Annotated in this window: 33 protein-coding genes; 14 read left to right on the top strand and 19 right to left on the bottom strand. The window is 59.6% G+C overall.

What is annotated here, in order from left to right; genetic code table 11:
• Positions 1-15 precede the first annotated feature (15 nt).
• The 5 genes from ACSBOB_RS11595 to ACSBOB_RS11575 all read right to left on the bottom strand — a co-directional run bounded on the left by ACSBOB_RS11595 (position 16) and on the right by ACSBOB_RS11575 (position 5605).
• Positions 16-3927 (bottom strand): M15 family metallopeptidase, encoded by a 3912-nt coding sequence (locus tag ACSBOB_RS11595; RefSeq protein ID WP_442582542.1) that lies wholly within the window; start codon positions 3925-3927, stop codon positions 16-18.
• The gene (locus ACSBOB_RS11590) at positions 3921-4442 is read right to left on the bottom strand and encodes a hypothetical protein (RefSeq protein WP_442582541.1); all 522 of its coding nucleotides are present in this window, start codon (positions 4440-4442) and stop codon (positions 3921-3923) included. Before ACSBOB_RS11590 ends, ACSBOB_RS11595 begins: the two co-directional genes overlap by 7 nt.
• Positions 4443-4462: 20 nt before the next feature.
• Entirely contained in the window at positions 4463-4957 is a 495-nt protein-coding gene (locus ACSBOB_RS11585; RefSeq protein ID WP_442582540.1) for a hypothetical protein, read from the bottom strand.
• A 14-nt stretch (positions 4958-4971) separates the two neighbouring features.
• Complete coding sequence (locus tag ACSBOB_RS11580) at positions 4972-5145, bottom strand: hypothetical protein (protein WP_442582539.1); 174 nt, start codon at positions 5143-5145, stop codon at positions 4972-4974.
• Positions 5146-5449: 304 nt separating this feature from the next.
• Positions 5450-5605, bottom strand: a complete 156-nt coding sequence (locus tag ACSBOB_RS11575) for a DUF6290 family protein (RefSeq protein ID WP_442582538.1) — start codon at positions 5603-5605, stop codon at positions 5450-5452.
• A 617-nt stretch (positions 5606-6222) separates the two neighbouring features.
• Between ACSBOB_RS11575 and ACSBOB_RS11570 the strand changes: the two genes are divergently transcribed.
• The 3 genes from ACSBOB_RS11570 (at position 6223) to ACSBOB_RS11560 (ending at position 7347) form a co-directional block, all read left to right on the top strand.
• Positions 6223-6402, top strand: a complete 180-nt coding sequence (locus ACSBOB_RS11570) for a hypothetical protein (protein ID WP_442582537.1) — start codon at positions 6223-6225, stop codon at positions 6400-6402.
• Positions 6403-6747: 345 nt separating this feature from the next.
• Positions 6748-6927, top strand: a complete 180-nt coding sequence (locus tag ACSBOB_RS11565; RefSeq protein ID WP_442582536.1) for a hypothetical protein — start codon at positions 6748-6750, stop codon at positions 6925-6927.
• Positions 6928-7065: 138 nt separating this feature from the next.
• Positions 7066-7347, top strand: a complete 282-nt coding sequence (locus ACSBOB_RS11560; protein WP_442582535.1) for a hypothetical protein — start codon at positions 7066-7068, stop codon at positions 7345-7347.
• A gap of 184 nt (positions 7348-7531) precedes the next feature.
• Here ACSBOB_RS11560 and ACSBOB_RS11555 read toward each other — a convergent pair whose 3' ends face one another.
• Together ACSBOB_RS11555 and ACSBOB_RS11550 are read right to left on the bottom strand one after the other, a co-directional pair.
• Positions 7532-7771, bottom strand: coding sequence for a hypothetical protein (locus tag ACSBOB_RS11555; protein ID WP_442582534.1), 240 nt, complete (start codon positions 7769-7771; stop codon positions 7532-7534).
• Positions 7771-7956, bottom strand: coding sequence for a hypothetical protein (locus tag ACSBOB_RS11550; protein ID WP_442582533.1), 186 nt, complete (start codon positions 7954-7956; stop codon positions 7771-7773). The genes ACSBOB_RS11555 and ACSBOB_RS11550 overlap by 1 nt, the downstream gene beginning before the upstream one ends.
• 307 nt (positions 7957-8263) lie before the next feature.
• Here ACSBOB_RS11550 and ACSBOB_RS11545 point away from each other — a divergent pair, with 307 nt between their 5' ends.
• The gene (locus ACSBOB_RS11545; protein WP_442582532.1) at positions 8264-8566 is read left to right on the top strand and encodes a hypothetical protein; all 303 of its coding nucleotides are present in this window, start codon (positions 8264-8266) and stop codon (positions 8564-8566) included.
• 1410 nt (positions 8567-9976) lie between these two features.
• Here ACSBOB_RS11545 and ACSBOB_RS11540 read toward each other — a convergent pair.
• Positions 9977-10204 carry a helix-turn-helix domain-containing protein gene (locus tag ACSBOB_RS11540; protein WP_442582531.1) on the bottom strand — a complete coding sequence of 76 codons (228 nt, stop codon included), beginning with the start codon at positions 10202-10204 and terminating at the stop codon, positions 9977-9979.
• A 116-nt stretch (positions 10205-10320) separates the two neighbouring features.
• Here ACSBOB_RS11540 and ACSBOB_RS11535 point away from each other — a divergent pair, with 116 nt between their 5' ends.
• The 4 genes from ACSBOB_RS11535 (at position 10321) to ACSBOB_RS11520 (ending at position 11627) form a co-directional block, all read left to right on the top strand.
• Positions 10321-10689, top strand: coding sequence for a hypothetical protein (locus tag ACSBOB_RS11535; protein ID WP_442582530.1), 369 nt, complete (start codon positions 10321-10323; stop codon positions 10687-10689).
• The gene (locus ACSBOB_RS11530) at positions 10686-10934 is read left to right on the top strand and encodes a hypothetical protein (RefSeq protein ID WP_442582529.1); all 249 of its coding nucleotides are present in this window, start codon (positions 10686-10688) and stop codon (positions 10932-10934) included. The genes ACSBOB_RS11535 and ACSBOB_RS11530 overlap by 4 nt, the downstream gene beginning before the upstream one ends.
• Positions 10931-11062 (top strand): hypothetical protein, encoded by a 132-nt coding sequence (locus ACSBOB_RS11525; RefSeq protein WP_442582528.1) that lies wholly within the window; start codon positions 10931-10933, stop codon positions 11060-11062. Before ACSBOB_RS11530 ends, ACSBOB_RS11525 begins: the two co-directional genes overlap by 4 nt.
• Before the next feature lie 310 nt (positions 11063-11372).
• Positions 11373-11627 carry a hypothetical protein gene (locus tag ACSBOB_RS11520; RefSeq protein ID WP_442582527.1) on the top strand — a complete coding sequence of 85 codons (255 nt, stop codon included), beginning with the start codon at positions 11373-11375 and terminating at the stop codon, positions 11625-11627.
• A 454-nt stretch (positions 11628-12081) separates the two neighbouring features.
• Here the strand turns inward: ACSBOB_RS11520 and ACSBOB_RS11515 are convergent, their stop codons facing one another.
• From ACSBOB_RS11515 to ACSBOB_RS11505, 3 genes are all read right to left on the bottom strand, one after another.
• Positions 12082-12258, bottom strand: a complete 177-nt coding sequence (locus ACSBOB_RS11515; protein WP_442582526.1) for a hypothetical protein — start codon at positions 12256-12258, stop codon at positions 12082-12084.
• A 70-nt stretch (positions 12259-12328) separates the two neighbouring features.
• A complete protein-coding gene (locus tag ACSBOB_RS11510) occupies positions 12329-12664 on the bottom strand; it encodes a hypothetical protein (protein ID WP_442582525.1) in 336 nt (111 codons plus the stop codon).
• Positions 12665-12895: 231 nt separating this feature from the next.
• Positions 12896-13267: a hypothetical protein gene (locus ACSBOB_RS11505; protein ID WP_442582524.1), complete on the bottom strand. Its 372-nt coding sequence runs from the start codon at positions 13265-13267 to the stop codon at positions 12896-12898.
• Positions 13268-13723: 456 nt separating this feature from the next.
• Here ACSBOB_RS11505 and ACSBOB_RS11500 point away from each other — a divergent pair, with 456 nt between their 5' ends.
• Both ACSBOB_RS11500 and ACSBOB_RS11495 read left to right on the top strand, forming a co-directional pair.
• Positions 13724-14020, top strand: a complete 297-nt coding sequence (locus ACSBOB_RS11500; RefSeq protein ID WP_442582523.1) for a hypothetical protein — start codon at positions 13724-13726, stop codon at positions 14018-14020.
• Positions 14020-14994: a tyrosine-type recombinase/integrase gene (locus ACSBOB_RS11495; RefSeq protein WP_442582522.1), complete on the top strand. Its 975-nt coding sequence runs from the start codon at positions 14020-14022 to the stop codon at positions 14992-14994. Before ACSBOB_RS11500 ends, ACSBOB_RS11495 begins: the two co-directional genes overlap by 1 nt.
• 173 nt (positions 14995-15167) lie before the next feature.
• On the opposite strand, the gene ACSBOB_RS11490 is transcribed toward ACSBOB_RS11495, so the two are convergent.
• Together ACSBOB_RS11490 and ACSBOB_RS11485 are read right to left on the bottom strand one after the other, a co-directional pair.
• The gene (locus tag ACSBOB_RS11490) at positions 15168-15554 is read right to left on the bottom strand and encodes a response regulator (protein WP_442582521.1); all 387 of its coding nucleotides are present in this window, start codon (positions 15552-15554) and stop codon (positions 15168-15170) included.
• A 68-nt stretch (positions 15555-15622) separates the two neighbouring features.
• Positions 15623-16675 (bottom strand): sensor histidine kinase, encoded by a 1053-nt coding sequence (locus ACSBOB_RS11485; RefSeq protein ID WP_442582520.1) that lies wholly within the window; start codon positions 16673-16675, stop codon positions 15623-15625.
• A 352-nt stretch (positions 16676-17027) separates the two neighbouring features.
• Between ACSBOB_RS11485 and ACSBOB_RS11480 the strand changes: the two genes are divergently transcribed.
• The 4 genes from ACSBOB_RS11480 (at position 17028) to ACSBOB_RS11465 (ending at position 19445) form a co-directional block, all read left to right on the top strand.
• The gene (locus ACSBOB_RS11480; protein WP_442582519.1) at positions 17028-17510 is read left to right on the top strand and encodes a hypothetical protein; all 483 of its coding nucleotides are present in this window, start codon (positions 17028-17030) and stop codon (positions 17508-17510) included.
• A gap of 536 nt (positions 17511-18046) precedes the next feature.
• A complete protein-coding gene (locus ACSBOB_RS11475; protein WP_442582518.1) occupies positions 18047-18622 on the top strand; it encodes a hypothetical protein in 576 nt (191 codons plus the stop codon).
• A gap of 117 nt (positions 18623-18739) precedes the next feature.
• Positions 18740-19246 (top strand): hypothetical protein, encoded by a 507-nt coding sequence (locus tag ACSBOB_RS11470; RefSeq protein WP_442582517.1) that lies wholly within the window; start codon positions 18740-18742, stop codon positions 19244-19246.
• Position 19247: 1 nt separating this feature from the next.
• Positions 19248-19445: a hypothetical protein gene (locus ACSBOB_RS11465; protein ID WP_442582516.1), complete on the top strand. Its 198-nt coding sequence runs from the start codon at positions 19248-19250 to the stop codon at positions 19443-19445.
• 169 nt (positions 19446-19614) lie between these two features.
• On the opposite strand, the gene ACSBOB_RS11460 is transcribed toward ACSBOB_RS11465, so the two are convergent.
• From ACSBOB_RS11460 to ACSBOB_RS11435, 6 genes are read right to left on the bottom strand one after another with little or no spacing between them, the layout of a single operon-like run.
• Positions 19615-19920: a hypothetical protein gene (locus ACSBOB_RS11460; protein ID WP_442582515.1), complete on the bottom strand. Its 306-nt coding sequence runs from the start codon at positions 19918-19920 to the stop codon at positions 19615-19617.
• Positions 19917-20066 carry a hypothetical protein gene (locus ACSBOB_RS11455; protein ID WP_442582514.1) on the bottom strand — a complete coding sequence of 50 codons (150 nt, stop codon included), beginning with the start codon at positions 20064-20066 and terminating at the stop codon, positions 19917-19919. Before ACSBOB_RS11455 ends, ACSBOB_RS11460 begins: the two co-directional genes overlap by 4 nt.
• A complete protein-coding gene (locus ACSBOB_RS11450; RefSeq protein WP_442582513.1) occupies positions 20063-20320 on the bottom strand; it encodes a DUF6074 family protein in 258 nt (85 codons plus the stop codon). The genes ACSBOB_RS11455 and ACSBOB_RS11450 overlap by 4 nt, the downstream gene beginning before the upstream one ends.
• The gene (locus ACSBOB_RS11445) at positions 20313-21095 is read right to left on the bottom strand and encodes a hypothetical protein (RefSeq protein ID WP_442582512.1); all 783 of its coding nucleotides are present in this window, start codon (positions 21093-21095) and stop codon (positions 20313-20315) included. Before ACSBOB_RS11445 ends, ACSBOB_RS11450 begins: the two co-directional genes overlap by 8 nt.
• Entirely contained in the window at positions 21095-21409 is a 315-nt protein-coding gene (locus ACSBOB_RS11440) for a hypothetical protein (RefSeq protein WP_442582511.1), read from the bottom strand. Before ACSBOB_RS11440 ends, ACSBOB_RS11445 begins: the two co-directional genes overlap by 1 nt.
• Complete coding sequence (locus tag ACSBOB_RS11435) at positions 21410-21703, bottom strand: winged helix domain-containing protein (RefSeq protein WP_442582510.1); 294 nt, start codon at positions 21701-21703, stop codon at positions 21410-21412.
• Positions 21704-21831 lie beyond the last annotated feature (128 nt).

Below are 21831 nucleotides of genomic sequence, written 5' to 3'. Positions count from 1 at the left end.
CGCGGTGAAATGCCGTCATCTCCCGGCCTCCCCAATCGGCCGCCAAAGGTCGCTAGTGGCGTCGCGAAGCCGCGAAAGGAAGGTGCCAACATCGTCGGGACGGGCGGCCTTCTCCACGCCCTCGCCATCCTTCACGGCCTTGAGGTAGTTGTTCACCTTGGCGACGCTCAAACCTTGCATGATCGCCTGGCGCTGGCTCTCCGGCACAACATCACTGAGCGGGCGCATCAGCTCCGACGAAGCAATCGCCGAGGCGAGCCACGAGATGAAGGATGGTTCCGCCGCCTTGCCCGTCGCCTGCTCCACTTTCGGATTGAGGGCTTCCCGGATGCCTACATTGGCATCCGCAGCAACAGGCGGCGGGAGATCAGGCGCCGGCCGGGCTGAGCCGGTCAGGTCGTTCCGCATCGTGGCGTCACGGATGCCCATGTTCGCATCCGGCGCCATTTCCGACACGGTGTCGGTTATCGGCGCGGCTGGTCGGCCGGCGCCTGTGAGGTCTGGCGTCACGGTCTCATTGGCCGGCGGCGTGATCGGAGGCGCGCGGCGCGGCTTGTCCGAAGGCGGCTTTACCAGCCCGCCGACAAACGCCCCGGCCTTCTCAGCCCCAGCGAGATCCGCGTCGGCCTTCGTCACCTCGTCGAGCGTGAACACCAAGGGCTTGCCGTCCGGGCCGCCGATGGCGAGCCCCGAATAGGGATCGATGAAGGAATACCCGCCGTCTGCGTTGCGGAAGACACCTTCCGCGAGAATGTTATCCGTGGCGGCTTCCAGGCCGGCGCCAGCCAGTTCGCCGAGGCCACTGCGGCGCGTGGTGTAGAACTGCTCCTGTGCAGCATGGAGCCGTTCCGCATAGGCCGTGGCGTGTTCCGGCGTATCGAACTTCCCGAGATACTGGCCCGTCTTCCTGTAGAGCGAAATTGCCTCATCATCGGAAAGGGTTTTCCCGTCCGGCGAAATTGTGGGCACGAGGATTTCCGTGCCGTCATCCTCCTCGAATGACATGGAACGCACGGTCGAGATTGAGCCGTCGGCGTTGGTGACGACAGGACGGGCCGCGAGGTCGATATTGCCGGATGCCATGAGACCGGGCGCATCGCCCTTCGGTGCTGCCGATGGCAGGAGCCGGCTGCGCTGCGCTTCGAGGGCGGCACGGACTTGCGGCTTCAATTGAGCGAGGCCGTTCCGAATGACGGTAGGGTCAGCGTCCTTGGGTGCCGTGACGATGGCGTTGGTATTGGCATCGCCGGTGACCACCTGCACGTCGCCATAGATGTCCTTGGCCGCGCCGCTGATGGCAACGTCGAGTTCCTGGCCCTGGCGGAGCCGAAGTTGCACCGCGTTGAATATCAGCCGGTCGTCGCGCTGCGCCCGGTCGAGATTGTCAGGAATGCCCGTCGAGAGACCATACACGGCGTCGCCGATCTGGCCCGGCGCCATAACCAATTCCTGAATCCGGGTGTTGATGGCATCGGTTGATGGCCCGACCTTGCCCGGCAGCTTTGTCGGATCGAGCGTAGCCGCCTGAAACAATCGCCTGCCTGCATCGGTATCCCCGCGCGCCAGGGCTTCGAATGCGCCCTCTGTCGCCTCTGGCATGCCGGCGTCCACAAGCTGGCTGAAAATGGCCTGGCGCTGCGTCTGGTCAGGTGTGGCGAGGATCAACTGTGCCGGGCCGGCGATGCGGTCATCAAGCGTGGCGTCCTCGTTGGCGTAGGTGGCGATTGCCGCCGAGGCGATCGGCTTCGGAAGAAGGCGCGGATTTCGGATGCCAAGCTGCTGTTGCGCAGCGGCCGTCTTCGCCAGTGCGATGCTGTAGCCGCCCTCCGTGTCGCTGGCGTCATCCCACGCCGCCGCGACGGCGGGGTAGGTCTGCATGGTGTAAGTGGCAGGGTCCGCCTCACGGGCTTCGATAGTCGACTTCGCAGCCGCCGCGACCGCCTCATAGCGATCCTGTTCCAGCGCCGCATTGTCGCCGCTGGAAACCGGCGTAGCGTCCACCACCGCCTGTTGCACTTCCTCAGTCGGCATGGTTCGGAATGCATAGGCTTGCTGCGCGACATCCATGGTCGCCATGAACTTGTTATACCGATCCGCGCCTTCCTGCGGGCCGTACCCGGCCATGAATTGTTCGGCCGTCGGAAGGGGCCCGGAATAGCTACCAGTGTTCTGCGTCGCGACCGGCGCGTTGGCAGTCACGATATCCAGCATCCCGCGCGTTTCGATGCGCTGCTGCTTTATCTCGGTATTGGCCGTGTCGATTATCTTGTCACGGAGCGCATAGTCGAAGTCCTCGAATCGAGGATCAATAGCGCCAGTCAGCGGAACGCCAGCCTTGCCGCCGCGTGTCTCCGAAGTCTCGACGTGCCATGCTTCATGACCGAGGGGGAACTTCAGATCGAAGGCAGCGGCGTTGTCGTGAACCCACTTCTGCACATCCGCAGGAGCCTTATCCAGGCGCTGCCCGTCATACCCAAGATCGGCTGCATCGCCATGAACATGCCGGGAGCCCTCCGGCGATCCGACCCACTTCCCGGACTTGTCCGACGCTTCCCATAGCTGGCGCTGGCGCTCGACTGATCGGCGGCCGGACACGATGCCGAGCTTTTCGCGTATCCCAGCCGGAGCGCTCTGAAACAGCGCGGCGAGCCGCGTCTGCAACTCGGGCTTCATACCGTCGATATGTTCGGCGGTATGGCCGACAAGGCGGGTTTTCAGGAAGGAGTTGGCCGTGGCAAGGTCGGGCAATGACCGGGTCGGCCCGCGCGCTGTACTCCCTTCGGCGCCGGCCATCTTCTCGGCAGCCCAGGACTTGAACTGCCCAACCGTCTGCTTCTTGAGGAACGGGTTGCTGGTCAGCGCATCTTCACCAAAAACTTGGCTGGCGGGGGCATCGTCGGAAGCGGCAAACAGTTTCCTGGCGGTTGGTTCGCCCGCAAAATGCGCGGCGTACAGGTTGCCCGGCGTCGGCGCGACGCCCAACTTTGTCAGGATATCGTAGTTTTCACCTACAAGCTCGGCCGTCATCTCCCGAGCAAGCCCAGGCTCAGACTTTTTGAGCTCTATGATCTGGTCGTTAGACATGCCGCGAGCGATGTCCGGGCGCTTTGTGCGGATCATCCCCACCCAAGTCTTATCCGTGAACCCACCCAGCCCGCCGGCCGTGGAGTTCGGGTTCTGTGCGTTCGGGTCGCCGCTGCTTTCCGCTCCGATGATCTGGTCGACGACATCAGCAACCGCATCGCCGCCAGGAGCGCCCTTGCCGAGGGCATTGAGACGCTGTTCCGGCGTCATGCCGTTGATGGCCGCAAGCTGCACATCGCGCTTCGCCTTGCGCCGGAATTCCTCTTTCTCGATTGGCGAATAGGCGTCATCGGGCATGGCGTCGATCAGTCGATATGCCTGATCGAGGCTGCCCTGATAGCCATCCGGATTACCGTGCGCGGCGTTGGCGATGGTGACGAGACTGTCATTCGTGCGGTTGCCGTAATCGGTGCGGCGAGCGTTCCGCTCGAAGTCGCTGGCGCTGGTTTGCAAGTCGCCCGCGAAGGACGAAAGCCGCGCCTTGAACGGCGCCTGTAGCTCAGGCGGCAGGCTGGCATAGAACTGGTTGGCGCTGTCCTCGTACTGCTTGCGGAACTTGTCGGTGAAGCCGACGCCAGCCGGTGGCGCAGTCCGCTGGCTTTGGATCAAGAGGTTCTTCTGCCCATCCTGGAAGCGAACCCACCGATCCTCCGCACCGTAGGCGATATCCTTTTCGTCACGGGCGCGTTGCTCTGCCATGTGATCAAAACCGATACCGGCGGCAGTGTTGCCGAAGCCTCGCAGCGCCGAGGCAATCGGATTGCCGCGAGGATAGGCAGGTTGACCGCGTGCCATCCCTGGCAAGCGCACACCCAGATCGGTCGCGTCGGGGAGTTTTACCACGGCGACATCTCCGGCCAGAAGTTTTCGCGTTTCGGCTTCGAGGGCACAGCCGGGAAGGTATTCAATCGACGATTCTTGGCGAATCCGCCAAGGCCGTTCAACGTCGTGCTGCCCGCGTCGACAAACCCGGCGAACATTTCCTTCCGGCCTTGCCACCTGCCGATGGCCGCCGAGTCCTCCAGCGCGCGACCCTGGCTTTCGCCTTCGTAAAGCGCGGTCTGGCTGTTCAACCATCCCTGCTTGCCAATCTCGCCGGTGTTGGTCAGGACAGAGGGATCGGTCGCCCCTCCCCCGCTTGCAGCGGCAAGAGCCTGTTGCCGCGAGATGAGAAGCTTCGCCTCCTTGGACCGCTGGACCGCTTCACGCTGGCTAACGGCGCGGGCTTCATTGGCCTGCCGTTCGGCAGCGTCGGCTTGGGCGTCAGCGTTTTGCTTCGCCGATATGCCGCCCGCTACGGAGCCGACGGCGGACAGCAGCGAGCCGCCGATCGCCAGTGCAGTTTCAAGCCCCGTCATCGTCGCGATCCTTCCTTCAATCAGTCGTCGTCGGCGTCAGGGCCGAGGATACGGCGACGCTCGGCATCGGCTTCGTCCTTGCGCAGTCCATCAGAGAGAATCTGCCCGGTGATCATGTTCTTGACCGCGAAGCGCGAGCGCTCGATGCGTCCGCCCTGGATGCCCGAGCCCTCACCGGACGGGATGACCTTGATCATGCCGGCTTTGCTCTCCCGGCGGATAGGCGCCGGATTGGCAATGACGCTCTCGCGCAACAGGCGGAATGTCATCACTGTCGACGATTTCGCAATGAGCCTGATATCGACATCGAAAGAACCGTCTTCCGCGACAGCGTTGATCACGTCGAGCGGCTTTAGATTGGCGGCAGTGCGCCCCCACCATGCGATGGACATCACCGTCTCCAGCGAAACGCCGGCAGGCACAACTTCTTCGTAGGTCGCCCACCCTTGGCCGACGGGCTTCATGCGAGTCGGGGGTTTGACATGAACTGGGATTGCCAGCGCGGGTGCGTTCATCGGGGATGTTCCTCTCACGCCGCTTCGGCTTCGATCGTGCTGAGCACAGCGAAGTTCAGTTTGTCGCCGGTCTTGCTGGTCAGCCGAAGCTTGATCTCGAAAGCAAAATCTTCGGCAACCGCGTCAATCAAATCGCCCGGCCGAAGATACAGCGCGACGTTCGCGAAATACTCGCCCGAAATCAGCATCGACACTGGCGTCCCAGCGGGTACGAGTTCCTGGTACTCCATCCAACCCGACACTTGTTTCGGGAACAGCCGAGTTGGGCGCTTCAGGTCGAGAGACAGAACAGTCATTTCGTGAGTTCCTTCTTCGTCATGGCGGCCAAGGCGGCAGCCTCGTCAGTTACCTCGAAACCAAAACCCGAGGGGAGCGGCACGACGCCGGGAAGGCGGCCAGCGCGCGCGTCTGAAATGATCGCACCAGCGCCACGGCACTGCGCTTTGTGTCGTGACCATAGGGCCATGAGAGTTTGGGGTTCCGCAGGACTATTCAAGCTGCGGCTCGCTTCGCGGCTTCGGTGACAGCATCACGGATCATGCTGCTGAGGGTCTGACCGGTCTTACGGGCGACATCAGCCAGAAAGCGCTTTTCTTCCTCAGATACGCGGATGCGAATCTGATCGTTCATGACGCCGGAAAACTGCATGGAAGCCTCCGTTTGTTGCAACGGAGTTTAACAAAAAATGAAACAATTACAATATGTTGCCGTATACCGTCCAGTAACATCCAGTAACGTCCGTTACCGTCCGCTACACTTCCTTCGTGCGCTTTTCGGCCTTCGCTGCGACTCCGTAATTTGTTTCGGCGGAGACCTCGCTTCTTGGCGCGGTGCGCTGCCCTGCTGACAGCAACTGGCGACCGACAGGCGCCGCGTGGACTGCGTGAAGCAGCTCAGGCACTGGCCCGCTCCTTCGACCGGCACGGCGAGGAGATCAAGGAACTGCGCAGCGAAATTCGTCGGCATGGTGAGACGCCTGCGCGTCGATGAAAAATGGCCGGTGCAGGAGGGGCCAACACCGACCATTTCCCATCCCGAGCGGAGGTCGCGCGAGAATTCCCGGAGAGTAGCAGGGCGGAGTGAAACCGCCAGCGGAATTAGGTTGAACCGCCATCTGTGACGCTTTCACCGCCCTGCCGGCTCCGGCCGGCGGGGCTTTTTGCTGTCCGCCAGCGAGAGCGCCTTAGCCACCTACCTTGGTTGATCTAAAGTACCGTTGCCGCCTTGACGAAGCGACCTACACTTTTGGTGCTCGGAGGAACATTATGGCGCCCGATCAGCGGTCAAAAATCGAGAAAATTCGATATCTACACGGGCTGCTTCGCGAGCTGAAGGATATCGCCGACGGCGAGAGGATGCCGTTTCTCTCGCACCTCCTCGAAATGGCTTACATCGAATCTGGCGATTTTCTGCGCGCTGCCAATCCACTGAAAGGTCGGACTTGAAGCTATAATGGTCCGTTTACCCATCTATTGCAGAATCAGAATCATATGGCGGACATGTAGAGATCACCGCCTCAGGCAACATAGCCCGCTGAACCTTGGCCACTTCCGCTCTGGGTCAGCGGGCTTTTTCGTTTGAGCAGGAACTGGACGATTTGGAGATGAGGCTCATCGCGGCTTCGGAGGCAAACTTAGCTGCCAACGTACTAACTGCACGGGAGCCCGCCGCTCGAGGGAGACGCGGCGGGCTTCCTTATTCCGCCCGACGGTCGGATGTTCCGCTCGGTGCACGAGTTAAGGCAACGACTCAGGCTGATCGGCGTTCACCGCAATTAAAGGAGAACGGCAATGGCAATGGAACCGGCAGAAAAGCGGAGCCTCGCCCCCAAGAACGAGGAGGCGAAGGCCCTTCATCTGGCCGAGACGACCGACCTTTCGCCACAGCAGGCAAAGGAGCTGTTGCATAAACATGGAGGCGACATGAAGAAGGCTAAGCGGGAGGCCGAGAACTTCAAGGCCGAGGGGTAGCGAACGGTGAGTATGTCTTTGTGAATAGCGGAGGCCTTGGAAAGGGAGTACGGTCGTCAAGTCGTCCGCACCAACAAGGCAAACGGACGCTTGAAAGAGTCGATCACGCTTTCGCCCAGACAAAGGGAGGAGAGCGTTATGCCCTTCACCAGATATTTCGGCGTGTTCAATCCAGCCGAACTTGCAACTATCCAAAAAGTGTTTGACCGTTTGTGTGAGGAGCGCATGCTGTCCGAGAAGGACAGAGACCAGTGTGAGGAATTGGCTGCGGAAGTCATCCACGTCTTCCAGCAAGGCAAGACGGCAGAGGCTGCTCTGTTGCAATCGCTTTCGTCGCGTCAAGAAGCGAGGGAGAGCGACAGCTATGCTCTCTCAGCGGGGCCTGATCTGAAGGATGCGAGCCTCTCGGATGAGCGATGACCAATCCATGCCTAGCAGGGCAACAAGCTCGGTTGCTTGAGCTTCAGTGATGCCAGTCTGTTTTTTGAGCCGAGCGACCAAGGCGCGCTCTTCTGCCCGCTTCTGGTCGCTTTTGTCGCCTGACATTTCTGTATTCCTTGGTCGCTCCACTGCCGCAAGGTGCGTTTGCGCGGGAATGCGCCTCTTAAAGGATGCCGCGCGGGATTAGAGGGGCTTCCGACAGGGCGCCTTCACTTTGAGTGGCAACGTGGGTGGAGTTCCAATACTTCAGGCGCATCAAAGTCTCCACGTCATTCCGGGTGTCCTTATAGCTACCGAGGACAAACAGAAGGTCGGACTTTGGGTTGATTTTGAGCACGGCCTCATAGATTTCGTGGGCAAGGCTCGCCTTGATGTCTTCTTCGGCTTGATTATGGTTTTCCATCAGCGCTGCTTCTCGCCGGCGCTCTTGCCGTCTGAGCTTTTCGAGCGCTCTTCAAACCGCCTTTCACCTTTAGCGAGCGGGCGACCCATATCAGCCTCAGTTTTCCGCGCATCCCTCGCGGCAGCTTGCTCTAGGCTCTCGGCGGCTTCCTTGCCTTTGGATGTTGGCGCATTGCGGATACTCATAGGAACCTCCCGTTGGCGGCAGCTTGCCATATGCGTTGAACGTGGAGGTCTTACAGACGTTCCAGCCGAGGAAGTTATCCTTCCGCAGCCTCACGCCAGCTTAACTGCAGAGTCAGCCGCCGCGCGCTCGCTTCCAAAGTGAGCGAGGCGAGAGCTTCGGCCTCGCAGCTAACGCCCATATCCAGAGCTGCCGCAACTGTGCTACGGAAACTCCGGCCATGCGAAACCCATGGTGCATCCTCCCCGTCTCACTGCCTTCCCGCCGTCTGTCGTACAGGTCGTGCCTGGATAGCGAAGAAAGCGACCTATGAACGAACTACATGCTAATGCGCGCGATCAATTCTTCGCCGCGATGCGCAGCCTTGCCGCCTCCGCCGACAGCATCCAGACGCGGTTGATTGAGGCGAACACGCACCTTCTGCTTGTCACCATCGATGAGTTTACGGGCGACCTAGAACTCAAGATCAAGTTCGCAAAACTTCTGGACCTTCTGGCGGTCGATCAGAACGACATGGAGACGACCGCGCTTGAGACGGTTGCGCATATGACGGATTTTGAAGCCGTCAAAGTCGCCGACCTGATTTGCGATTTCTACTCCGACCTTGGATGAAATACGAAACCTGTGTGCTCCGCGCCCGCTGCCAAAGCGCTAACCGGTGAAGGGTATACCCACAGCCGAATAGGCTCCGCTAAAGGCAGTTATTGGAACATATCCAGTGCTGTTCATTCGGGCTGGTCGCCCTCTCGCGCATGTCGGAAGTGATAGCTCCTGATGGTATATTGCCGCCGGCCGACTTTCGAGAGTGCCAGATCAAGCCGCCGGTAGTGCTGTCCTGCGAACATTGAAACGACTGTGTGCATCACCGTGTTTGGCACCACGACAACGCCTTCGAAACCACCTTTGATCCTCCACAATTCGCCAACGCGTTCCAATGGCAATTTTGGGGGCGGGACCGTCAGGCACCGGATTTTCACGTCCAAGGGAGACGTTTTCGGCTTCAGAATCGTCCGACCGAACAGGGAAAGACTATCATCTTCTGAAGCCGGTTCCCCTCCTTCGAACAATGGCACCGAGAGATAGTATTCCCACTCCCACCGCGTAATCTCGACCTCCAGCCACGCGTCAGGGTCGGGCCGCTTCCTAATCTCGGGAATTGATCTCGTCATGATCTGGTCGCTACATCGGGTTCGGCGTTACGCGCCTAAAGCCTGATGATTTTGCATTGATCGCGCAAGCCGCCTCCCCCGTGAGGGCAAGTGCTTGACGATTGGCGCGAACAGGAGCCCCCCGTTGGCACGACAAATGCAAGGCTTGATGTGACCGGCCAACTGCCGGCGCCCGATGTTCCAAATCGGGAATGAAGGGTCGTCGGACATGGACGGGGTGGGTTATGACCCGGCGAACTTTCAACAGGTGGTGACCGGGCTCACCTCAACACTGGCGATATGTTGCCTGAGTTCGCCGAGTGATGGTGTGCAGTGAGCCCGGCCAACTCCTGCGCTATCTGAGTTTTCATCGCTTCGCTGTTTGCAAAGACATGTGTCCCCCGTCGTCGGGGGAGATGCTTGATCCTTCCGCTACGAGACCGTTCAAATTTTATCTTTCGTCAGTTCAACCGCGCGCGCTTCACGCCTGGCCGACCCCGTCGCTCTGGCGTCTCTGGGACGGGCACTATTGTCCCTTTTGTCAGGAGGTCGGACTGGATCAGCTTGCCCAAATAGCCAGCAACCGATCGGCTTTCTGCCTTCGCCGCATTTTCCAGGGCTAGCTTCGTGGCGGTAGCCAAGCGAACACTGACAATCTCGGTCCTCTTCATCTCGTCACCTCCACAAGTGCTTATAGCTTAGGTTGGCGATTTTTTGGTTAACGCCAGCCGCGCGCAGAGTTGCAGTGCCGCATCCCAGTGGAAGGAAGTACTTGACGAGTGTGTTAAATCTTGGGACGTTCTCGACGTTAGGCTTATGTACGGAAGGTCTAATATTCGCGCGGGTGATGAGACCTCCTCTGTCACCTGCGCGTTTACTTCCGCAGCCTCACTCCCGCCCCGCCACCGTTCTCCGGGATGAACTCGACGCCGGCTGCTTCGAGAGCACGACGGATAACATCCAGTGTGGCGTTACGTGGTTCTGAGCCGCCGTTCTCAAACTGCCGGACAGTGACCACACCGACGCGCGCCGCATCAGCAAGCTGTTGCTGCGACCAGTTTAGAAGTGCGCGTCCCGCGCGACATTGGGCCGAGTTAATCATAGGAAACTGCTAGCACGATCTGTCGTGAAACACCAGAACCATCGAAAAACGCTTGAAACCTCCAGAGGCATCGGTTATCAATGTAACCGTCGTTTTTCGATAGTTAGGAGATACCTATGCCGAACACCACAGTTCGGGCAGCCGCCGAAGGCATGCCCACCGTGCATCCACGAATTTTCGCGATCTGGACACGGCGCCGTCGCCAGTCTTCGCTTGACCTCCTACGCGACGCGCGAGCCGTCTACATTGCCTTGGACGCGCTTCCTGGCTGCGTAGAGGGCACGCCGGAGGCCGCAGCCGCCGATCGCGTCTACGATGCCGCCATGTCCCTGCACGCCGTCACCGCGACCGACGTTCTGGTGAAGCTGCTCGTCATATCGAAATGGTCGCAGTACGAATGCGCTGGTCGGGAACTGGCCAGCGTCTGTCAGGATGCTGCTCGCATCATCGGCGTGCCTGCGCCGGGACGGGCGGTGCTGGCATGAGCGGCCTTCCCCGATCGGACAAGGATCCTGTTGCGCAGGTGGGCAACCTGTCGGCGATCATGACAGTATGCGCGTTGGCGCTGGAGGGCGCTGAAAACTGGAATGGTGACATTCGCAGACGAGTGACGCAGGACATCGTGGGCTTGCTGCAATTCGGGGCAGACCTTGCCGTCGATGTATCGGTGGCGGTGGGTGCCGTCGAAATCAAGCCCCAAGGCGAGCGGCAAGGGGGGGACAAGGCATGACCTATATCGCGCTCACCACCGTCATCGCCTTCGCATTCGGCTTCCTGCTCGGCGACAGGCGGGGCGTGAAGCAGGCCAACGAGGTTTTAGACCACAAACAATCGCGTTCTGCTCCAAGCGATCGGTGACAGCGCGAGGACGCCTGGCGAGGGCGAGGAGGAGCAGAGGCCGGTCCTGCATTGAAATGCGCAGCCGTTGCGCATTTGGCCCGGCTGCGCGAGTGGCTGGGCTTCCCCTATGTCTGTTTTCGACCCTTTTCGCGACATTGCCGGCGATCACGACGCGAGCTAAGACCGGCCCAACGAAACCGCCGCGCCCGGGCACAGAAACGGACGCGGGACATATTTCCAAAGCATGAGAGCGCCACGTAACAAATTGGTCGCGGCGACGAACTGGACGAGGGGAATGTCCCCGTAAATCCCAGGTGAGGAAACCATCATGCTGAAGACCACACTCGTCGCGGCGACCTTCGCAACGTTTTTTGCCCAGGCCGCGTTTGCCGACGATACGATGATGAAGTGCGACGACGCCTCTATGATGAAGATTCAGGCGGACATGGACGCGATGAAGGACGACGCGATGAAGGCCAACGCCATGAAGGAAATGGACATGGCGAAGGAAGCGATGAAAGCCAACAAGATGGACGACTGCACCATGCACATGGACATGGCTGCGAAGGCCATGAAGGGCTGATTTCCTATGGGTGGTCCGACGGACGACTATGCCCTTCGGGCCATTCATCCTCTCAACCCGCAGGAGCGACAGAGCACGTGGGCAACGGCTGCGCTTGCCATGGCTCAGAAGGCGTTCGCCGAGGTCGCGACAGAGGCGGACATCCTGATTGAGTGAGGGCGGATCGATGGCGGCGGAGACGTGGCTGGGCTAACTGCTTGCCCACTTCGAGGATTTGAACAAGCGAGCTTCTCGACGAAGCAATCTCGGCTCGAACCCCACATCATCGACGATTCGGAGGGCCTCTATCAGCGAAATTGCGGCGTCCTTGGCCAGCCACAAGGCATGCTGATGCCTCATCGCGCATAATCCTTCAGAACTCACAAGGCAACCCCGTCTCTCAATGTAGACAGATACGCAGGATGCGTTGCCGTAGTTTTCACCTTGCATGCGGAGATGCGGAGATGTGGACAGGCTAGTGCGTGCTCGGATCGCGCGCCCCGCCTGCCGCTACCTCGCGAATATACGTCGCCGCATCTATTTCCGTATCGAACGGGCGAGCGGTTGCCGTGCCGTCCGGCATTAATGTCACCGCCAGATAAGGCAGTCCTCGCTTAGGCGGCGCATAAACGGTGTACAGGGTGCTTTTCATTAAGTGTCTCATGACCGACGCCCGGCCTACCTACATGTGGTCGAATAGCCGGGCAGGCCGGCAAGGCTGACTACAGCCTACATCCAGGCTGCTTGGCAAGATCAGCCTCAGGAAGGTCGGGGGGGCATGTTGCAGCTGCCTCACCGCTTTGCCCGCAGGCAGTTCGTGCGATCATTGTGACGGACGTAAAGTCACCTTCTAAAACATCGACATGGACACAGACGCCCATTTCCGGGTTCCACCATGTGTTGTTTTTCATTTTCTCATAGCCACGGTTCGACATTTCCGTTTCCGCACCCGCTGCGGGGGCGCCGATGAGATCTGCAACGTCCTTTGGTGGATTCGCGAAGGCAGGGGTTGCCAGCGTTGCGAAGGCGACAGCAGCATATGTCAGTGCAGTTCGCATCTCTGCTTCACTCCCAAGGTCGGCAGTTTGGTAGCGCAACCCTTGTCGCTTCAACCTTCGTGATGATCGGTTGTTCCAGGGCGGTGAAGAGGTAGGCAACGAGTCGGGCTCGGCGGCGTTCACCTCAATAAGGAGAACCCTATGCCAAAACAACCAGCCAACGATGACACGGCATCCACCGGCGTCGAAGCGAAGGCGCTTCGCTTGGCCGAGACGACAGACCTCTCACCGCTACAGGCTAAAGACCTCATTCGCAAGCATGGAGGCGACATGAAGAAAGTTCTGCGAGAGGCCGAAAACTTCAAGGCGGAAGGCTAAGCGCAGCGGCCCGGCATGTCTTTGTGAATAGCCAACGGCATGGAACAGGAGTACCCTTAAAAAGTCGTCCGCACCTGACACGGCAAACGGACGCTTGGAAGAGTTCATCACGCTTTCGCCCGACCAAGGGAGGAGAGCGTTATGCCCTTCACCAGATGTTTCGGCGCGTTTAATCCCGCCGAACTCGCGACCATCCAAAAAGTATTTAACCGATTGTGCGACGAGCGCCGGCTGGCTCAGAGGGACATCGACCAGAGAGAAGAGTTGGCTGCTGAGGTCATCCACGTCTTCCAACAAGGGCGGACAGCCGAGGCCGACCTGTGGCGGTCACTTTCCGAACGCCGTACGGCGCAGGATAGTCCGCTGCCTGGTCTCCAGGAGCTGGGCTAGACCTTCAGGCGGCAGCGCGCCAATCATCAGCGGCCGTCGTTCGCCAGCGATCTAGTGCGGCGTCGGGACTGCGATCCACCACGACAATCTCTCGATCGGCGAAATCGCCGGAAACGGCCCATAGACCGGCACCGAGGCGAGAAACCTTCACCTCCTCAGTCCGCCCCGCCACATTCACTTCCGCCCGCTGCATAGCCAATCCCGTTTGGTTCGCTGCGAATTAATGGCGCGTGCATATACCGAGAGAATGTGAGAGTCGCAACGGATGATGTTGTAACCGTGACAATTGCCGTTGGGGCAACCACATGCACGCTCGCGCATTGAGTCGCCCGAGTCGAGTGAGTGTTGCGTATGTGGGCCAAAGGTGACGGCATCAAACTATCTGCCCCGGCAAGCAGCCGGCCTCCCACGACGCGCCCTTCCATATCAGAGCATCTTCGCCAGCGCGCCGCCGTCACAGCCCACAAAGGGCGCAATCGCGTTCGCATCATCAGCCAGTGTTTCGCCGGTGGCGAGATGAAGTCGGCCACGGTTTGCGTGGGCGAGGATTATTACGAAGTGCGCCCAACTGACCTCTCCTTGCTCCAGCAGGGCCGCACACCCGAATGGCTTGGCCTGGAGCCCATCCCCGAGAACGAGGAAGTCTGATGGCAACCGAAGGCGGATGGTGGGATGGGACCGTGCCCGTGATGCTCGGAAACAGCGTGACGGTGCATCACGTCAGCAATAACCGCCAGGCCGCCGACATCCTTCTGCACAAGTGGCCAATCAAAGGCGGCGCAAAGCAGCGCGCCGCACGTGAGGCATTGTGCACCGGCAAGGGCATCACTAGCCTGCTGGCCCTGCCTCAGACCGTTGCAGCCTATCTCGTGGCCAGGATGAAGGAAGGCCGCAAAGCTTCCACCCTGGCTGTTGCTGTGGCCGCGATCCGGCACACCCACAAAGCTGCCGGTTTGCCAACACCGACCGAGCACGAGGCCGTGTCCATGGTCGTGAAGGGCATCAGGCGGACCATCGGGACAGCGCCGGTGCAAAAGCAGCCTGCGACCGCCGAGCGGGTTTCCGCGATGTTGGCCCATTCGGCGCACACCATGCAGGGTATGCGCGACCGCGCGCTTATCCTGCTCGGCATGGCCGGCGCGTTCCGCCGCTCCGAGCTTGTCGCCCTCGACGCGTCCGACCTGGCATTCACAGACAAAGGCCTGGACGTGACCATCCGCCGATCGAAAACCGACCAGGAGGGCGAGGGCTACACCGTGGCCATTCCCAACGGCGAAAGCCTACGGCCTGTCGCCGTCGTGCGGGCATGGTTGGACGCTGCCGGCATCACCGAAGGCCCGCTATTCCGCCCGGTCAACAAGAGCAGCGCCGTGTCCGGCGAACGCCTGAGCGGTTGGGCGGTGGCAAAAATCGTCAAGGGATATGCGGAGCGCGCTGGGCTCGACGCCGAGGAGTTCTCAGGCCACAGCTTGCGGGCTGGCTTTGTCACCAGCGCAGCCGAGCGCGGGGCGGACCTCAATCGAATAATGGACCAGACCCGCCACGTCGATCCGCGTACGGTGCGGAAATATATTCGGAGGGCGGAGCGATATCGCGACCATGCCGGCGCCGGGTTCTTATGACATCAGCGTAGAGCGCGATTTCCAGACGGTTACAGCGGCCTGTGAGCGCTTCTGCGTTCGCAATGGTTGGGAAACAGAATGCCAAATTTCTGGCAGCTACACCGCGAAATCTGCCCTTCAACCAGCAACCAGCTTAGGGGGCAACATGCGTTCATGCCGCGCATGACGGATGTTTAAACGTGAGAAGCGTGATCGCTCGCAAGCAGGCGGGCCATCGCATCTGTGATGGCGTGGTCGTCGTATGGCTTTGAGAAAAACCTGCTCCCAAACGGCAGGCTACTTTCTTCGAGAATTGCATTACCCGAAGCCACGAGCAATTTTATGGGCGGCCATCGCTCGCGGATGTAGTGGGCCAGCTTGGCGCCATCCATGGTCCCTGGCATCTGAACATCGGTGAACACCAGATCGATGTCGGGTCGCGACTCCAAAATGCGAATTGCTTCATCTGCGTCTCGCGCCTCTAGCGCTTCATAGCCGGCGGATAGCACCAAATCGAGGGCGCCCATTCGAATGAGCGTGCTGTCTTCGACAACCAGAACGACCGATTTTCCGTTATTCATCAATTACACTGACATGGCTGAGAACCTCTAACGCTCGGTGACGTAGCGTTTGAAAGGCAATTGAGTTCCTAGGCGGCTGTGGGAATATCGGCTTGGAGGCTAACATCTTGCCGGTGGCTGATGGTGATCGTCGTGCCTGGATCCGCATCGGTCAGCTTGATTTCGCCCAGCAGGTTCCTTGCTAGCGCCTCTACAATGCCGCTCCCTAACCCCGCCTTTGGCGCATCGTCCCCCGTCAGCATACCGATGCCGTTGTCGACAACCGAAAGGGTCCATTCATCAGCCGTGGAACGATAGTCGATCGCGATTCTGCCAATTCGCTCATCGGGAAATGCGTGTTTCAGAGCGTTGATGACGAGCTCGGTCACGATCAGGCCCAAGCTGACCGAAACGTCTGCTTCCACGGCGCTGTTGTCGACTGTCACCTCGATCGAGAGCCGACCGGAGTCGGCGATCATCGACGCACCGAGACTTTGGCAAAGCTGTGTGAGATAGGTACGTAGCTCGACGCTGCCGCCTTTAGACGTAGAAAGTTGACGTTGAAGGTCTGCAATAGACATCACTCGGTGATGGGCGCTTCGAAGGTGCCCGCGCGCTTCTTCCGATTGGACCCGGCGCGCGCTCTGCATGAGAATGCTGGCAATGATCTGGAGGCTATTTGCTACCCGGTGCTGGACTTCCTGCAGCAGGATCGCCTTATCGCGAACGAGATCATCTTTCAGACGCGCTTCGGCGCGGGCATCCGTTACGTCGGTTACGGCCAGAAGCAAGCGAATGTGATCAATGTCGCCATCGTTAAGCGTACGGGCGTTGACGACCAGGTTCCGGGTCTTCTGATCGCGGCGCGTAAGGTCTATCTCGTACGCCTCGATCTGCGCACTTCCAGAAGCGGTCGCCTTTAGCAATGACGCCAGCGTGGGCATCGCCCATTCGCCGTTGCCAAGCTCGCTAAGGCGCCTACCGGGAACTGTGGCGGGATCAATCTCAAAAGCACGACAAAAAGATGCGCTCGCCGCAATGACTTTCAGGTCGTCGGACAGGAACAGCAAAGGTTCGTTCGATGATACCACGATTGCAAGCGCGCTCGCAGCTTCGACATGCATAGTCGGTGTCGTTGGCATGATGGGCCCTTTAGGGGCCGAAGACTCGCGGAGCGAGCCATAACTCGGCAGGAACGCCGTCAAACACGGCCCTTGGGCCGACGCTCTGGGGCACCCTATCATGATAATCTGAATCGGCACCATGGTTTCCGCATCGTGCTCAAATTGCATTATTTCGCGGCCCCGATGAACGGTGCAGAAGGCGGGTGCAATGCGATGGAGTAACCTCGTCAGAAGCTGACTGTCCGCCGCAGCCTCGGCCCAGCCGACAAATGCCCCGATTGCAGTCGGCGAGGCAGGCCTGAAGGGGATATTTCTGGAACTAACTTTCTGGTTGCCGGTTGACACTCCGAGGAACAACCAGAGAGACCCCATGAAAAATAACCTTGTGTACGCCGCCTCTGTAGCGGCCATCGTTGCCTTTGCTGTGCCCGCATTCGCGGAAAGCCCAGCGCAGGCGAAAGACCAGGACTCCACCGGGCAGACCCAGATCAATTCTGGTACTCAGCAATTGAATGCTGAGAACGGTAGCGACAAAGTCAGCACGATCGACCTCCAGACTTTAACACCTGTCATAGCTGCCGGAACGACGACTGCCGGCCAAATCCAGACCATCACAACCATATCGACCGTGAAGGTGGTGAGGATTAACGATTGGGCGAGCGCCGACAAGCAGGCATTCGACGCGGCGAGGAGCCAGAACGGGAAGCAGATAAGCGATTTACAGTTGGCCTTGGAATCCAATTCGGCGGTCAGTGCGCGTCTCGGGGAGCAGAGCGTTCTGCCTGCCAGCGTCGTGGCTAGTGAGGTTCTCGCCGATGGCACACTGGTCGTCTATGTGTATGACGGCGCGTGATCTAAACATAGTGCCCCAGAATTTGTGCCGGCCTTGATGGTCGGCACATTCGTTTCGCGGAAGGCATGATCTCGGATGTCCTCTTAGAACCCGCGCCTCACGAAGCAGTCATGCAGTCAACGCGGCGCGAAATGGTTGGGCTCGGGCATCGGTTGACCCTCTGGCATCAACCTCAGACCCCGCCATACAGAACCGCGATGATCGCGACGATTGCAAGGACGACAGCGATCATTCCGAGAATGACAGCCGCCCACGGCGGTGAGCTGTTGGGTGTTGGCATGCCAGGATCAGATCAGCTTTCGGACGGCAACACCAGCCATGCCGCCGCAGCGACCCCGCGACTGTCCGCATATCTAGGGTTGGATTGGGTTCGCTAAGTGCGCTTGTCGCACCCTATTTCCGACCGCCTTCAACACAGGAGTTCCGACTGGTCCTCCCGCAGATGGGAAGTGGACCGGCCACTTCAGCTACCCATTGACACCAGGTTTCAATGAAACTAAATAAGGTTTCATTGAAACCTGGTGGAATTGTCGGCTATGAACATCCTCACGTCGCAGGCCCTAACGTATTTCAAGAATCATTGGCACAAGGGCATCGTCGGGACCGGGGACGCTGCTAATTTTTTGGAGATCAATCCGAACACGTTCAAGACGAGATTAGCGCGCGGCCAGGCGTTGGTTCTGCGCGATCCCAACGGGGAGCAGCGATCTACGCTGACGTTCACTGCTTACCACCTCGTTTACAATTTGCTCTCCGACCGCCTCCTCCGGTACGCATTTCCCGTCGAGCACGGCGAAAATTCTATGTCCCAACTGCCCTACGTGTATGCCGAATGGGCGTTCCACAATGTCCTTTCCGGGCCTCGCCACACCGAGGCCATCCTTCGCCTCCGTAAAGAAGAAAACGGGACATCTCAGAACTTGGTTTTCGAAGACGGAAACGTCCAAGACTTCACCGGGGACGCCGCGCTTATCATTCCCATTGGAACCATGATCGTCCGTCTCGCGACGACGCTTTATTTGCGCTCTATAGATGGAAACCAATTGCGCGATTTACTCAATGCCGCCCATTCCGAGGGTGGAGAAGCTTTCGCGTCGGACTCGATGAGGTAGCTGGAACTATCGTTATTCCAGCGCCCGCATCGTGCCTGTCAGTTGAATGTCAGGGGGTGCGATGACTCTGGTCGCCCAAAGGTCTAAACGCTTACTCCCATTCGCATGAGTTCCACATTGTCGCACTTTGCCGCAGCAAAAATCCGATATGCACAAAATCGCTACGATGCCTGCAAGCTGGCGGCGGAGACGATGTCGCATTTTTTGGGCAAGCCTATCCAAATCACTGAATGGTCGGGCCGTGCTGCAAGGCATCTGCACGATTGGGGAAGCTCCCATTTTGATTGGGAAAAAATCTTTCAGGAACACCGAGAACCAGACCGCCTCGATATGGCCATCTGGGGCGGCAAAGATCGGCTGAGCGGCCTAGCGTTGGGTCTGACCACAGGGCAAAGTTTAATGCTGCGGTTTGTGGAAGGGGACCCCAGATCAGATTGCCCGCTAAAGGGGCAGCGGATTTTGATTGCTCTCCAGGCCGCTGCAAACTATGCTCAGGCGCGAGGGAAGAAAGAAATTCGCTTGCAACCCATCAACGAAAAGCTCGTTAACCTGTATCAAAAAGTTTACGGGTTTGAGCTTGAATCCCCTCGGAATGAAGCGCCATATTACAGGAAAGGAGTTTGACATGCGTGCCCTGAAAGCGGCCTTATCGACTTCGCTCTCCTGGATGTCGTGGGAAAAGACCCTGCCTGAACCAGAACCCTTTTGCGCGAACCCGCGCCCCATGACGGGCTTTCTGGCGACTATGAGTGAAGAACAGGTGAAGCTTGCCCGCGACTATCGCGGAGACGATACTCACGGTGACAAAGCGTTTGCGCGCTGAGCGGACAGCTTGTAAACCACAATTTGCCCCGGCCTAGCGCCGGGGTTTTCGTTTGTGCAATTGCGTCCACGCCGGAAGGGAATCCGGTTTGCTGCGGCACGATCCGGAACACGCGTCACATTAGCAAGCCCACCCCCTAATCATTGTGCGTCCTTCCGTCCCGGCAGGCTCAGGCCATAGCAAAACATAGCGTCGAGCTAATCCCGCTCCATCCCCTTGCGCCGTAGGGCGATGCCATGAGGGCCGCGAGCAGCACCAGGCACCAGACCGTCGGATTGTCATCCATCGGCGCGAAGCCCAGCCGGCGGAGCCATCTTTCCGCGCCGGGGATGCTGCCGTCGCATTGGACGTATAGTGCTTCCTCACCGACCTCACGCAGCGCGGCCATGATGCGATACGCGGCTCGATGGACAGTGAAGGCGGAGACCGGCTGCCGACGATCGAAGAAACCGCAGGCGGCGCCGTGCGGGTTCACACGACAAGGCCGAAGGCAGCTATGCGCCTACCATTCTTCGCGCAGAGGCCCATCCAAATCGGCGGCGGTTCGCGACGGTAGAAACTCAGGAAGTCGAGTTCGTCCGCGACGGCCAAATTCATTTCGCCTCCGAAACGTTTGCTCACGCCGCATCTCCAGTGTGGCCCGAATAGGTTTGCCGCACGATTTCATTTCGAACTGCCGCCCAAAATCTCTCGAGATGCTCGTCCTGCTCGATTTCGCCGACGCCGAGGCGCACCAGAGCCACGAGGATCGCTTCCGTCACCTGCCGACGGTAATATTCGGCGGCGCGGTCGGTCGGCTTCTCCAGCATCTTTGTCGCCACGTCGCGAATGCGCCCGACGCGGGCCGTCATGGGGAAGATGATCAGGTCAACCATTTGCGCCTCCGATTTTCCGGGACAGCCGCCGATTTTCCTTGCTGGCCTTCAGCAGGATCGAGGATCGTTTCAGGGCATCGGAGATTTCGCCGATCGGCTGGAGGCCAGAGAGAGCTTCACCATTGAGCGGCAGGCCGGACGCGCGTGCCGTTTGGGTTGGCTGCGCGCCGGCCTGCCCTTCGACGCTATCGCCCTGTCCCCAAGATATAGAGGTAGGACCACTTTCTACACTATGGCCTGTAGTATCACTTTCAGCCCCATAAACCGGCGTCGAGCGGTTCACTTTCAGCCCCAACCCTTGGTTCACTTTGTGGGCCTGGGCTTTTGTTTTTGCGGATACGTCCTCGCGCGCTGCCGTCGCTATTGCGTCGGCCTCCTTTGCGGTCGCAATCTTGCGCCAGTCATCGGTCGCCTCAGTCAGTTCGGTCGGCCTATAGGTGAGCCTGTAGAGCGACGGTCGACGCCACAAAGCATTGCCTGCCCTGCCCCGGTCGGTCACTACGACAAAGCCCAGGGCCGCAGCCTCACGGATCGCAGGCGCGATCAACCGGCGACTGACGCCGTATTCGGCGAATTGGTCGAAAGTCGCCGGCAACTTGCCGTTGTCCTTGCCACCGTGGTGAGCGATTTCTATTTCGAGCCGATCGAGAACACGACGCGCGGAAAGGGACAGCGCCCGGAAAGCCGGGCTCTCCTTCATTTCGATCAGTTGCCAAGCCCATTGTCCGGCGATCTGTGTTCGCTTGCCTTTGCGGGCGCGGCCGTTGTCTGCCATCAGGCACCGCCTTCCGCTTCGCGGCGCAGCGCCTTGATCACGAGGCGAACTGCTTCCGTGTCGCGCAGCACGACGAAGGCATCGTCATCGTCGAAGTTGCGCGCCTCCTGGCGGATCACGATGCCGCCGGCACGGTTGCGATAGACCGCGACCGCCAACTGTTCGGCGATGATCACCGAATCGTCGCTGTTCCAGTCAAACTTTGCGGCGTCCTCGGTCTCGTCTGCCGTAACCGGCGCCGTATTCTGCAAGGAGATGTCCCCCGGCCTTTCGACCGGGGGCAGGAGTGCGTTGAGAAGGTCCGGCATGTCCACCTATGCCGCCCTCCCCTTTTCAGCGAGGACCGACACCTGGGATTTCAGGACGTACCGCGCGTGGCTACCGGCAAAGGCACCGCCGTGCGGCTCGTCTATCGTCTCGATGATGAAGCCCGCCCGCCGCAATTTGAAAACGTAGTGCGACCAGCGCGGCGCCGGATTGTCGATCGGGGTGCAGCCGCGAGACCCGGCATTGAGAAGATTTTTCAATGCCCAGGCATCGCGGCCGATCACGTCGTGAACGCCGCCGTCGGGCTCGATGCGAGCGAGAACGTGGAGTTTGTCGCCCATTATACCCTCCCCGATGCGAAGGCCAATTCGGCGACGACACGAGCCACCGGCCACGAAACGTGAACGCGTTGCCGGACACGGAAGGCTTGCAGAACGAGGGGGTCGGGTGTTACATCGGCAGTATCAGG

It is taken from the genome of Mesorhizobium sp. KACC 23794 (assembly GCF_052180275.1).
Taxonomy (GTDB): domain Bacteria; phylum Pseudomonadota; class Alphaproteobacteria; order Rhizobiales; family Rhizobiaceae; genus Kumtagia.
The sequence above is the reverse complement of the archived record's forward strand: the minus strand, read 5'-3'. Positions and strand labels throughout refer to the sequence as shown.

Bases quoted from the DNA above. Each gene is read 5' to 3' on its own strand.
- ACSBOB_RS11495 (WP_442582522.1), top strand. From the start codon at position 14,020: ATGGCAACCGAAGGCGGATGGTGGGATGGGACCGTGCCCGTGATGCTC.
- ACSBOB_RS11450 (WP_442582513.1), bottom strand. From the start codon at position 20,320: ATGGTTGACCTGATCATCTTCCCCATGACGGCCCGCGTCGGGCGCATT.
- ACSBOB_RS11485 (WP_442582520.1), bottom strand. From the start codon at position 16,675: ATGCCAACGACACCGACTATGCATGTCGAAGCTGCGAGCGCGCTTGCA.
- ACSBOB_RS11490 (WP_442582521.1), bottom strand. From the start codon at position 15,554: ATGAATAACGGAAAATCGGTCGTTCTGGTTGTCGAAGACAGCACGCTC.
- ACSBOB_RS11590 (WP_442582541.1), bottom strand. From the start codon at position 4,442: ATGACGGGGCTTGAAACTGCACTGGCGATCGGCGGCTCGCTGCTGTCC.
- ACSBOB_RS11445 (WP_442582512.1), bottom strand. From the start codon at position 21,095: ATGGCAGACAACGGCCGCGCCCGCAAAGGCAAGCGAACACAGATCGCC.
- ACSBOB_RS11510 (WP_442582525.1), bottom strand. From the start codon at position 12,664: ATGCGAACTGCACTGACATATGCTGCTGTCGCCTTCGCAACGCTGGCA.
- ACSBOB_RS11585 (WP_442582540.1), bottom strand. From the start codon at position 4,957: ATGAACGCACCCGCGCTGGCAATCCCAGTTCATGTCAAACCCCCGACT.
- ACSBOB_RS11520 (WP_442582527.1), top strand. From the start codon at position 11,373: ATGCTGAAGACCACACTCGTCGCGGCGACCTTCGCAACGTTTTTTGCC.
- ACSBOB_RS11570 (WP_442582537.1), top strand. From the start codon at position 6,223: ATGGCGCCCGATCAGCGGTCAAAAATCGAGAAAATTCGATATCTACAC.
- ACSBOB_RS11560 (WP_442582535.1), top strand. From the start codon at position 7,066: ATGCCCTTCACCAGATATTTCGGCGTGTTCAATCCAGCCGAACTTGCA.
- ACSBOB_RS11465 (WP_442582516.1), top strand. From the start codon at position 19,248: ATGCGTGCCCTGAAAGCGGCCTTATCGACTTCGCTCTCCTGGATGTCG.
- ACSBOB_RS11480 (WP_442582519.1), top strand. From the start codon at position 17,028: ATGAAAAATAACCTTGTGTACGCCGCCTCTGTAGCGGCCATCGTTGCC.
- ACSBOB_RS11535 (WP_442582530.1), top strand. From the start codon at position 10,321: ATGCCGAACACCACAGTTCGGGCAGCCGCCGAAGGCATGCCCACCGTG.
- ACSBOB_RS11575 (WP_442582538.1), bottom strand. From the start codon at position 5,605: ATGCAGTTTTCCGGCGTCATGAACGATCAGATTCGCATCCGCGTATCT.
- ACSBOB_RS11475 (WP_442582518.1), top strand. From the start codon at position 18,047: ATGAACATCCTCACGTCGCAGGCCCTAACGTATTTCAAGAATCATTGG.
- ACSBOB_RS11525 (WP_442582528.1), top strand. From the start codon at position 10,931: ATGACCTATATCGCGCTCACCACCGTCATCGCCTTCGCATTCGGCTTC.
- ACSBOB_RS11565 (WP_442582536.1), top strand. From the start codon at position 6,748: ATGGCAATGGAACCGGCAGAAAAGCGGAGCCTCGCCCCCAAGAACGAG.
- ACSBOB_RS11530 (WP_442582529.1), top strand. From the start codon at position 10,686: ATGAGCGGCCTTCCCCGATCGGACAAGGATCCTGTTGCGCAGGTGGGC.
- ACSBOB_RS11515 (WP_442582526.1), bottom strand. From the start codon at position 12,258: ATGAAAAGCACCCTGTACACCGTTTATGCGCCGCCTAAGCGAGGACTG.
- ACSBOB_RS11580 (WP_442582539.1), bottom strand. From the start codon at position 5,145: ATGCTGATTTCGGGCGAGTATTTCGCGAACGTCGCGCTGTATCTTCGG.
- ACSBOB_RS11545 (WP_442582532.1), top strand. From the start codon at position 8,264: ATGAACGAACTACATGCTAATGCGCGCGATCAATTCTTCGCCGCGATG.
- ACSBOB_RS11555 (WP_442582534.1), bottom strand. From the start codon at position 7,771: ATGGAAAACCATAATCAAGCCGAAGAAGACATCAAGGCGAGCCTTGCC.
- ACSBOB_RS11550 (WP_442582533.1), bottom strand. From the start codon at position 7,956: ATGAGTATCCGCAATGCGCCAACATCCAAAGGCAAGGAAGCCGCCGAG.
- ACSBOB_RS11500 (WP_442582523.1), top strand. From the start codon at position 13,724: ATGTGGGCCAAAGGTGACGGCATCAAACTATCTGCCCCGGCAAGCAGC.
- ACSBOB_RS11435 (WP_442582510.1), bottom strand. From the start codon at position 21,703: ATGGGCGACAAACTCCACGTTCTCGCTCGCATCGAGCCCGACGGCGGC.
- ACSBOB_RS11540 (WP_442582531.1), bottom strand. From the start codon at position 10,204: ATGATTAACTCGGCCCAATGTCGCGCGGGACGCGCACTTCTAAACTGG.